Genomic DNA, 10937 nt, shown 5'->3' on the forward strand with positions numbered 1-10937 from the left:
GGAGAGCGCTCCCTGGTGACCAGGTTCGGCGCGTGACAGGCGCGTGTCAAGGAAATCCGGAGGTTCCGGAACCACGCCGCCGCCACGCCATGGCATCGACATCTGTGGTTGCATGTGGGCATGCGTCGCACTCTCGCCCACCTGCTGGCCGTGTTCGTCGCCGCGTCGTGCGTGCTCGTCGCCACGCCGGCCGGCGCGGCGACCACCGCGCCGTCCCTGGTGCTCGGCACCGACTTCCCGGACCCCGACATCCTCAAGGTCGGCGGCACCTACCATGCCTACTCGACGAACAACGGCAACGGCAACGTGCCGGTCGCCACCGCGTCGGCGCTCACCGGCCCATGGACCCGACGCGCCGACGCGCTGCCGACGCTCGGCGCCTGGGCCTCCGGCGGCCTCACCTGGGCGCCGGACGTGTCCCGCCGGGCCGACGGCACGTACCTGCTCTACTACACCGCCCGCAGCCGTGCCGCCGGCCGCCAGTGCATCGGCGCGGCCACCTCGACCTCGCCGCTCGGCCCGTTCGCCCCGGTCGGGTCCGGCCCGCTGGTCTGCGACGCGGCCGAGGGCGGTGACATCGACCCGTCCAGTTTCGTCGACACCGACGGCCGGCGCTACCTGCTCTACAAGGACGACGGCAACGCTGTCGGGCAGCCGACGAGCCTGTGGGCGCAGGCGGTCGCCGCCGACGGCGTGACGCTCCAGGGCGGCCGGGTGGAACTGCTGCGCAGTGGTCGCGCCGAGGAGGCGGGCGTCATCGAGGCGCCGGTGCTGACCCGGGTGGGCGCGCACTACGTGCTCTTCTACTCCCTCGGCGGGTACGGCGGCGACGGCTACCAGACCAGCTACGCCAGCGCCACGTCGCTGGCCGGCCCGTACACCAAGGCGTACCGGTCGCTGCTGACCACCGCCAGCCTCGACGGCGCCGTACGCGGGCCGGGCGGCGCGGACGTGGTGCGCGAGGCCGGCGGCGACCGGCTGGTCTTCCACGGCTGGGTGAACGACTACTCGGCGCGCGGCATGTACGTCGCCGACCTCGGCTGGGCCGGGGACAACCCGGTGGTGCGGGGCAGCCGGGTGCGCTACGAGGCCGAGCGGGGCACGCTCAACCACTGCGCCGTCCGGAGCACCGCGACCGCCTCGCAGGGACAGGTGGCGGCCTACCTCGACTACGCCGACAGCTGGGTCGAGGTCAGCGTCTTCGCGCCGCGCGCCGGCGGCTACACCGCGTACGTCGGCTACTCCGCCGGCTACGGCGACGCCGAGCACACGCTGACCGTCAACGGCGGCGGCGCGCAGGTGGTCGCGTATCCGAACACCGGGTGGGAGACCTGGCGGCAGGCCCGCGCGGACGTGGTGCTCAACGCCGGGTGGAACACGCTGCGCCTGACCCAGCGGAGCAGATGGGCGGAACTCGACTACCTGGAGATCGCCTGATCGTCGGCACGGGTGACGCCGTTCGTGGGGCGGGAGCCCCGGGGCCTCGCCGTGCCTTCCGGGCCGCCCGGCCGGGCGGCCCGATCCCGACACCGTACGGAGGTCACGTGATCACGAGAAGGAGCCTGCTCGTCTCGGCGGCAGCGGCGGTGGCGGTCGGCGCCGGCGCACCGCTGCGTGCCGGCGCCGCACTGCCCGAGGTCGACATGGAAGCCCTGATCAAGGCAGCGCAGATCGATCCGCGCCGGGCGGACACCGCGCTCACCGAGGGCGCCCGGGACAGCGTCCTGCTGGTGGAGCGCGCGTTGCAGGCCCGGGGACTGCTGGCCTCGACGTACGTGGACGGGCACTTCGGCACCAGCACCGTCGCGGCGTACGCGGCGTACCAGCGCTCGCTCGGCTACACCGGCCTCGACGCGACCGGCCTGCCGGGCCCGTCCTCGCTGCGGTCGCTGGGGGACGGACGCTACACCGTGGTCCGGTCGATCTCACCGGGCAGCATCGTGACGATGCGCGGGGTGCAGGTCAACACCCGCACCCGGTCGATGCTGCTGGAGGCGGAACGTCTGCTGGGGCGTCAGCTCGGCCTCACCCAGGGCTCCTACAACACCGGCGTCGGCGCCTCCGCCGGCACCCACGACGGCGGCGGGGCGCTTGACATCTCGGTCAGCGGGCTGTCGTCGGCGACCCGGACCGACGTGCTGCGCCGGCTGCGCACGGTGGGCTTCGCCGCCTGGTACCGGACCCCGGACCAGGGCGACTGGGGGTACCACATCCACGCGATCGCGTTGGCCGACACCGACCAGTCGACCGGTGCCCAGAACCAGGCCGGCGACTACTACCTGGGCCGTAACGGACTGGCCAACCGGGCGCCCGACGACGGTCCGGTGGTCAGCCCGAAGCGCACCTGGGAGGAGTACCAGCGGGCGCGCTGAGTCGCGGCGTGCCGGCCGATTCCAACCTGACGGGACACGGTACGGGGTGGCCCGCGCGCCGACCGGCGCCCGGACCACCCCGCCGCCCGTCGGCGGTGTGACAGGCGTCAGCCGCCGGTGATGGTGAACGTGGTGCCGGCCTGCCGGACGATGTCGCCGTCGGCGGAGTTGGTGATGGTGACGTTGGTCAGCGTGGCGTTGCCCCGGGCACCGCTCATGGCGAGGATGCCGGCGCCGTTGTTGGACCGGTCGATGCGGACGTTGCTGAGCGTGACGTTCGGCATGCTGCCGCCGCCGTTCTTGAACTGGATGCCGTCGTAGGTGGAGTCGACGACGTCGGTGTCGCGGATGGTGACGCCGGTGATGTCGCCGCTGGCGGGGAACAGGGTGATGGCCCCGAACTCCTGGTCCTCGTTCCAGAACACGCCACCGCACCGGTAGAGGCCGTTGTTGGCGACCAGCGTCGTGCCGGAGAACGGCAGCGGACTGTGGTCGGTCGCCAGCATGATCCCGGGGTAGTTCATGGTGTCGGAGATCAGGTTGTTCTCCACCGTGTTCCCGTAACCGCCGTAGATCGCGACGCCGTTCGCCCGCCAGGGCAGTTGCACGGTGTTGTTGAGGAAGCGGTTGTCGTGGGCCACGTCCACCGTGGTGTCCTTGACGCGGGGGTTGGCCCAGACCGCGAGCGAGTCGTCCCCGGTGGTGCGGAAGGAGGAGTTGAACACCCGCGAGTTGCGGGTGCCGTTGGAGAAGTTGACCCCGTCGGCGTAGGTGTCGCGGATGCGCATCCCGGTGAACTCCAGGCCGTCGCCCGGGTTCCAGTAGGCCGGGGTGTCGGAGTAGTCGCGGCCCACCCAGGCGCCCACGTTGACGTGCTCGATCCAGACGTTGCTGATCTTCGTGTTCTTCCCGAACCGTCCGTTCAGGCCGTGTCCCCGGTTGGCGCGGTTGGTGGTCATGCCGAAGATGGCCAGGTCCGAGATGGTGGTGTTGTCGTCGATGTCGAAGCCGACGTTGCCCTCGTGCGGGTGGTTGATGTTGCCCACCACGTTCTGCGGCTCGGTCTCGGTGTAGAGCTGCGAGTGCCACATGCCCGCGCCCCGAATCGTCGCGTTGCGGATGCCTCGCTGGTTGTACTGCCCCCGGTTGGGGTCGGGGGAGAGGATCTTCTGTTCCTGCCGCCACTGGCCGGCCGGGATCCAGACGCAGCCGATGACGCCGTTCTGGTCGTCGGTCACGGCCCGCTGGATGGCGGCGGTGTCGTCGACCCCGTCGTTGGGGACGGCGCCGTAGGCGGTGATCGAGGTGCACTCCGCCGGCTTGCTGGCCGGTGGCGCCACCTGCTCCAGGTCGATCAGGTCGACGACGTAGAACGACGCGGTGTCGGTCGCGTCGCGTTGCAGCCGGAACCGGGTGCCGGCGGGGTACGACTGGGCGAGCAGGGCGTGCGACTCGTCGAACAGCCGCCGGGCGTCCGCCTGCGGGGTGTTCGAGAGCGACTCGGTGTCGTCGGTGGTGCCGTAGAGCCAGCTGTTGCGGGAGGAGAGCGTCAGCTTCTGGACGAACGTGTCGTTGACGTAGAGGCTGAGGCTGGCGGTCAGCCCGCCCCCGTTGGGCGCGTCGGGGATGGAGTTGCGGACGACTATCGAGTTGGCCGGGCTGGTGGAGGTGACCTCGACGAACTGCCCGGTGCTGGTCAGCCGGACCGACTTGCGGCCGGACGACTCGGTGGCGAAGTTGGTGTGGCCGAAGGTGCGCAGCGGGTCGGCCTCCAGCAGGGTGCCCTGGTAGCGGGCCGCCTCGGCCTCGTACTCCGTCCACGGCACGGCCGCGCCGCGTCCCACCACCATGGACTGCGACAGCGAGTTGTTCGTCTCGTTGGTCTCGGTGACGACGCCGGTGGCGTCGGCGGTCGCGGTCGGCGTCACGCCGCCGGCGGTCGCGGTCCAACTGCCGGTCACGGCCACGGTGGCGGTCGCTCCGGCGGCCAGTGCCCCGGTGGCGGTGTTCAGGGTGGTGCCGCCGACCACGAGCCGGGTGACGCTGGCGGCGGCGGCGCTGGTGCCACGGTTGCGGACGCTGACGGAGAACGTCACGGTGGCGCCGACGGCGGGACTCGGCGGGTTGCTGGTGATGGCGACGACCTGGAGGTCCGGGCCGGGGGCCTGGCCGACGACAAGCGGCGCGGACGCGGTGAAGCTGTTGTTGTCGTTGTTCTGCTCGGCGACGGTGTCCGCCGGGTCGACGACCACGACGAGGGTGTAGCTGCCGATGGCCTGCGCCGGCGCGGTCGCCGACACGGTGGCACCGGCGCCGGCGGCCAGGGAACCGACCACGCCGCTGGCGACGACGCCGCCGTTGAGCCTGAAGTCGACCTTGGTGCCGGCCGCGGTCGCAGTGCCGCTGTTCCGGACCGTCGCGCTCAGGTTGACCGCCGTGGCCTCACTCGGCGCGGTGGGGGTCCAGCTCGCCGCGGTCACGACCAGGTCCGGGTTCGGCGCCCAGCCGCCGAAGACCTGGAGGTCGGCGACCTGCGCGCCGGGCGCTCCGGTGTTGCCGGTGAACCTGAGCTGCACCTCGGCCACCCGAGCGGTGACCGGGATGGTCACCGAGTTCCGGTTGCCGGACGGGTCGAAGCCGTAGGCCGCGGCGGCCTTCAGGGTGGTGAACGTGGTGGCGCCCTGGGCGCGTCCCCGCACCTCGATGGTCTGGGTGCGGGCGCCCCAGACCGGGTCCGGGTTGAGCTTGACCACGATCCCGGTGACGTCGGCGTCGGCGCCCAGCTTGACCGTCAGGGTCGCCGGGAGACCGTTCGACTCCCAGTACGAGGTGGGGCTGTTGTCGGTGGCGTTGGCGGCCACGAACGTGAACACCGAGGAGGACGCGTCGACGGGCTTGCCGGCGGACAGGTTGGTGCCGGACGGTGTGCCCGGGTCGCCGCCGCCCTGCCCGGCGACGCCGTAGATCTCCAGCTCGGCGAGCTGGGCGGCGGGCCATCCGGTGTTGCCGGTGATGGTCAACCGCAGGTAGCGGACGGTCGCGGCGGTGAAGTCGATCGTCACCGTGTTGCCCGAGGCCGGGTCGAAGACCCGTCCCGCCGAGGGGGAGAGGGTGCTGAAGGTGCCGCCGTCGCCGCTGCCCTGCACGGCCAGCGTCTGGGTCCGGGTCGCCCAGGCCGTCGACGCCGGCAGTTTCAGTTTGACCTGGTCCACCGCGACGCTGCTGCCGAGGTCGACCTGCACCCACTGCGGGAACGCCTGGGCGGGGCTCTCCCAGTACGTCTGCTGGTTGCCGTCGGTGACGTTGCCTCCGACGTAGCTCTCGACCGAGCCGCTCGTGGACACGGCTTTGCCGGCGGCGAGGTTCGCGCCGCCGGCTGCCGCCGCCGGGGTGGGTAGGAGGGCCGACAGGCCGGCCAGCAGGGCTGCGGTGAGCCCACTGACGAGCCGTCGGCGGTGATTCTTCGGTGTCATCGGGTCCTTCGATCCGTGGGGGGGCGGAGAGGTGGGCCGCGCGCACCACATCGGTGCACTTCTCGGCTTCTTCCGTGTCGCAGTTGCCTTCTTGCGTCCGTCGAGCGACTTCTTGCAAGGATGGCCGTCAATGTTTCAGACGGATGGCCGACACGTCAACGGGGTGGACGAAGAAAGACCACGGAGCGGGAGAGGCGGCACCAACGACACCCGTCGTTCGCCCGGGTTCCGGAGCCGCACCGGGGCGGCTCCGGAACCGTCACACGTTCACCAGCCGACGGCGACGATCAACCACTGCGGGTCGCCGTGCGAGACGAACGACGACTGGTCGGCGACGTCGTCGTACGGGAAGCCGTAGGCGCGGCCGTTGATGGCGCGGTCGTGCCAGAACTTCGCGTACCAGTTGGCCGGCGACTGCTGGTAGAAGCGGGTCGGGTCCTCCCACTGCGTCCGGGCGAGCTGCGCGGTGTGCCGGTTCAGCGCGGCGCAGCCGGTCGGGTCACCGGCGAACCGGCCGGCGCAGCCGAAGATGTCCGACGTGGCCGCCGACAGCCCGACCGAGTCGGCGTACGCGGTGAAGTAGCCGGCGTACTGGCCGCCGGCCCGGAACTGCGGCGAGCTGCCCGGCGCCGGGATCCGGTAGGGCGCCTCGATGCTGGCCAGATGCTTGAACTCCGCCGGCACCGCGTCGGCGAAGCGCTGGAACGTCACCGAGCGGTCCTCGGCGAAGGTCGCCTCGTTCTCGCCGACCGCGACGTCGTAGCCGTCGCGGGCGTGCAGCCGCATCGCCAGCTTGAGCGCGAACGCGTCGACCCGGGTGGTGTTGCCGTTGAACTGGTTCGTACCCACCGTGAACTCGATGAAGTCGCTGTACTGACTGGTCGGCGAGCCGAGGCGGAAGTACATCCGGCCTGCCGAGTTGACCGGCATGTCCAGATAGGGCTGCTCGGCGATGGAGTGGGTCTGCCCGTTGAAGCTCCAGTAGACCTGGCTGTCGGGGTAGCGGCCGTTGGTCCGGTTGAGCACCTTGACGGTGAGCACGTTGCGGGCCGGCGGAATGCTTGTCGTGTCACCCCAGAACCCGCCGGTCGGCGGTGGGGTGGTCGGCGGCGTCGTCGAGTCGTCGGTGGTGGCGACCGCCACCTCCCAGAGCGAGTAGCCGTAGGGCGTGGCCCGGGTCGTGCCGTACATCCGCAGGTAGCGGCCGGTGCCGGTGACCGCGAGGGTCTGCGTGCCGCCGGTGCCGGCGGTGGTCGAGGAGACGGTGGTCCAGGGTCCGTCCGGTGCGGCGGCCACCTGGAGTTGGAAGGCCACCGCGTACGCGGCCTCCCACCGGAGCGTGACCTGGCAGATGTTCCGGGTGGCGCCGAGGTCGACGCGGAGCCACTGCGGGTCGGCGAACGCGCTCGACCAGCGGGTGCCGGTGTTGCCGTCGACGGCGGCCGAGGCCGGGAAGGCGGCGCTCTCGGTGGACGAGGCGACCGCCGGGCGGCCGGCGGCCACGTTGCCGCCGCAGGCGGCGAGGCCCGGGGCGGCGCCCGCCGAGGGGGTGGCGGCGAGCATGCCGCCGGCGAGCAGGGTGAGCGCGGTGACGGCGGCGGCGAGCAGCCGACGCCCGGGACGGCCGGGGGTGGGACGGGCCGGCACGAGCCGGTGCGGGACGGGTGGGGTGGGGGACATGAACGCCTCCTTCGGTGGATCCGACGGAGGGCGCTCTCTCGGTCACCGAGGGTGGACCCGGATCGCGGTCGCTGTCAAGGAACAACCCGCGCTCCATGATCTTTTCCGGACTTTCCGCGCATCGTTGACTCAGTGAAGAGCGTCGATGACGCTGGGTGCGAGGGCGCTCTCTCCGCAAGGTCCCCACCACCACCGTCTGGGAGCCACGCATGCCCGCGACACCACCGCTGCCCGCACCCGTACGCCGCCGGCGCCGCCCGGCCGGCGTGGGGCTGGCGCTGCTCGCCCTTCTCGCCACGTGTCTCGTCGTGCCCGGCCCGGCCGCCGTCGCGGCCGGGCCGCTGATCTCGCAGGGCCGCCCCACCACCGCCTCGTCCGCCGAGGGCGCCGCCACCCCGGCCGCCGCCGCCACCGACGGCGACGCCGGCACCCGCTGGTCCAGCGCGTTCGCCGACCCGCAGTGGCTCCAGGTCGACCTGGGGGCCACCGCCACCGTCGACCAGGTGCAGCTCGTCTGGGAGGCGGCCTACGCGACCGCGTTCCAGATCCAGGTGGCCGCCGCGCCGACCGGACCGTGGACCACCGTGCACACCACCACCGCCGGCACCGGCGGCACGCAGACCCTCGCGGTCACCGGCACCGGCCGCTACGTGCGGATGTACGGCACGGCCCGGGCCACCGGCTACGGCTACTCGCTCTGGGAGTTCAAGGTCTTCGGCAGCATCGGCACCACCCCGCCGCCCACCGGCCGGCCCATCTCGGAGTTCCGCAAGGTCGCCGCGTCCTCCTGGGAGGGTGGCAACGCGCCCGCCGCCGCGCTCGACGGGCGGAGCACCACCCGCTGGTCGAGCCAGTTCGGCAGCGACCCGCAGTGGCTGAGCATCGACTTCGGCGGCGTCGCCACCATCAACCGGGTGGTGCTCGTCTGGGAGGCCGCCTACGCCACCGGCTACCGCCTGGAGACGTCCGCCGACGGCGCCACCTGGACCACGATCTACGCCACCACCACCGGCCGGGGCGGCACCGAACAGCTCACCGTCACCGGCACCGGTCGCTACCTGCGTCTCTACGGCACCGCCCGGGCCACCGGCTACGGCTACTCGCTGTGGGAGGTGCAGGCGTACGGCGGCGTCGACGACACCGCCACCACCGCGCCGCTGCTCTCCGGCCCCACCCGCCCGCCGGCGACCCGCGACCAGTTCGCGCTGACCGCGCCGGCCGACGCGGCGATGGTCACCACCACCCGCCGGCCCGCGCTGAGCTGGACGGCGGTCGCCGGCGCGACCCGCTACCAGGTGTGGATCAACATCAGTCGCACCGACTACGACTTCACCGCCACCGGCAACCTGCTCGACCTCTACACCAAGGTCGCCGAGCCGACCGGCACGACCTACACGCCCACCTGGGACCTGCCGGACCGCTGGACCTACCAGTGGTACGTCACCACCGTCGGCGGCACGCCGGTCACCTCGACCATCCGGCGCTTCAGCGTCTACCTGCCGGTGCTGGAGAACGTCGCCGACGGGATCGGCGTCGTCGCCGGCGCCCGCGACCTCAACCGCAGCGGCGCCATCGAACCGTACGAGAACTGGCGGCTGCCGGTGTCGAGCCGGGTGGACGACCTGCTCGCCCGGATGACGCCCGAGGAGAAGGCGTACCAACTGTTCTACAACGCCCAGGCGTACCCCCGGTCGGGTTGGCACTTCGGCCCCGCGCAGGCGGCGGACCTGCACAGCCAACTGCTCGCCTCGGCCGGCACCCGGCTGGGCATCCCGTTCGTCTCGGCGGGCGACACCATCCACGGCTACCAGACGACGTACCCGATGCAGAGCGCGCTGGCCGCGGCGCGGAACTACCCCCTCGACTACCGGCTCGGCGACATGCAGCGGCGGGAACAGGTGGAGGTCGGCACCCGCGGCGTCCTCGGTCCGCTGGCCGAGGTCGGCACCAAGGTGATCTACCCCCGGATCCAGGAGGGCAACGGCGAGAACGCGCAGGTCGCCGCAGCCCAGGTCCGCGCCCTGGTGGCCGGCCTCCAGGGCGGCCCGGAGCTGAACCCGCGCTCGGTGCTGGCGACGGTCAAGCACTGGCCCGGCGAGGGCGCCGGTGGCGAGGCCCTGATCGTCTACGACAACGTGACGATCAAGTACCACATGATCCCGTTCCGCGCGGCCATGGAGGCCGGCGCGGTCAACATCATGCCCGGATACGCGGGCAGCTCACTGCTCGACCCGGGCGGCCCCGGCGCCGGCGACAGCGCCAAGATCCTCGCCTACCTGCGGCAGAACCTCGGCTACCAGGGCCTGATCACCACCGACTGGCTGCCGTCGGGTTCCTGGATCGGCGCGGCGAAGGCCGGTTCCGACGTGCTGGGCGGCGCCGACCCGGGCGCGGCCGGCTTCTCGATCGCCGACTTCGTGGCCAACGTGCCGGCGTCGCGCATCGACGACGCGGTCCGGCGGGTGCTCCGGCTGAAGTTTCAGCTCGGCATCTTCGAGGCCCCGTACGGCGACCCGGTCAACGGCCCGTACCGCTTCCACCAGCCGGCGTACACGGCGCTGGCCGACCAGGCCGCCCGCGAGGCGATGACGTTGCTGAAGAACGACGCCGGCACGCTGCCGGTGCGGCTCGCCGCCGGTGACGACATCGTGGTCGCCGGTCCGCGGGCGGCCGACGGCGGCTCCTGCTGCGTGTGGACCAGCTTCTTCCACGCCGAGTACGGCTCGCGGACCATCCTGGACGCCGTCCGGGACCGGGCCGCCGCAGCCGGGGTGACCGTGCACCAGGATGACAGCCCGAACCCGAAGCTGGCGGTGGTCGCGGTCGGCGAGGCCTCCTACACCCACGCGACCAACTGGCCCAAGGAACAGCCGTACCTGCCGCCGGACCAGCTCGCGGTGATCCAGAAGTTCCGCGCCCGGGGCATCCCGGTGGTGGTGGCGCTGGTGCTGCCCCGGCCCTACGTCATCACCGAGTGGCGGGACCTGGCCAGCGCCATAGTGGTCACCTACCGGGGCGGCGAGGAGATGGGCCCGGCCCTGGCCGGCCTGCTCTTCGGCGACTACCAGCCGCGCGGCAGGCTGCCCTGGCAACTGCCCCGCAACCTCTCCGACGTGCTGCGTCCGGGCGGCACCGACACCCCGGCCGACGCGGTCGAGTCGTGGGACCTGCCGTACGACCTGGGCGCGACCGCGACCGAGCGGGCCCAGATCCGGGCCGCGATCGACGCGGGCCAGCCACCGGCGACGACGTACGGCAATCCGCTCTACCCCTACGGCGCCGGGCTGACCGGCTTCTGAGCGCACGGGCGGGGGGGGGGGGGGGGGGGGGGGGGGGGGGGGGGGGGGGGGGGGGGGGGCCGCCCGCGCGGCCCGCCCCGCCCGCGCGCCGCCCCCCCGCCACCCCGCCCCCC

The 10937-nt window shown here is 72.5% G+C and carries 4 protein-coding genes and 1 pseudogene; 3 read left to right on the forward strand and 2 right to left on the reverse strand.

Going from position 1 to position 10937, the window contains the following annotated elements; translation table 11 throughout:
* Positions 1 to 120 precede the first annotated feature (120 nt).
* Together ACIA6B_RS29495 and ACIA6B_RS29500 are read left to right on the forward strand one after the other, a co-directional pair.
* Complete coding sequence (locus tag ACIA6B_RS29495; protein ID WP_396778321.1) at positions 121 to 1437, forward strand: family 43 glycosylhydrolase; 1317 nt, start codon at positions 121 to 123, stop codon at positions 1435 to 1437.
* 107 nt (positions 1438 to 1544) lie between these two features.
* Positions 1545 to 2372: a peptidoglycan-binding protein gene (locus tag ACIA6B_RS29500; protein WP_396778323.1), complete on the forward strand. Its 828-nt coding sequence runs from the start codon at positions 1545 to 1547 to the stop codon at positions 2370 to 2372.
* Positions 2373 to 2479: 107 nt separating this feature from the next.
* Here ACIA6B_RS29500 and ACIA6B_RS29505 read toward each other — a convergent pair whose 3' ends face one another.
* A complete protein-coding gene (locus tag ACIA6B_RS29505) occupies positions 2480 to 5845 on the reverse strand; it encodes a CARDB domain-containing protein (RefSeq protein ID WP_396778324.1) in 3366 nt (1121 codons plus the stop codon).
* Between the two features lie 336 nt (positions 5846 to 6181).
* A pseudogene (locus tag ACIA6B_RS29510) lies at positions 6182 to 7525 on the reverse strand (beta-1,3-glucanase family protein); the annotation flags it as partial.
* Positions 7526 to 7734: 209 nt separating this feature from the next.
* Here ACIA6B_RS29510 and ACIA6B_RS29515 point away from each other — a divergent pair.
* Positions 7735 to 10824, forward strand: a complete 3090-nt coding sequence (locus ACIA6B_RS29515) for a discoidin domain-containing protein (protein ID WP_396778326.1) — start codon at positions 7735 to 7737, stop codon at positions 10822 to 10824.
* Positions 10825 to 10937 lie beyond the last annotated feature (113 nt).

The organism is Micromonospora sp. NPDC051141 (assembly GCF_044455765.1).
GTDB lineage: Bacteria > Actinomycetota > Actinomycetes > Mycobacteriales > Micromonosporaceae > Micromonospora.

Bases quoted from the DNA above. Each gene is read 5' to 3' on its own strand.
- ACIA6B_RS29495 (WP_396778321.1), top strand. From the start codon at position 121: ATGCGTCGCACTCTCGCCCACCTGCTGGCCGTGTTCGTCGCCGCGTCG.
- ACIA6B_RS29505 (WP_396778324.1), bottom strand. From the start codon at position 5,845: ATGACACCGAAGAATCACCGCCGACGGCTCGTCAGTGGGCTCACCGCA.
- ACIA6B_RS29515 (WP_396778326.1), top strand. From the start codon at position 7,735: ATGCCCGCGACACCACCGCTGCCCGCACCCGTACGCCGCCGGCGCCGC.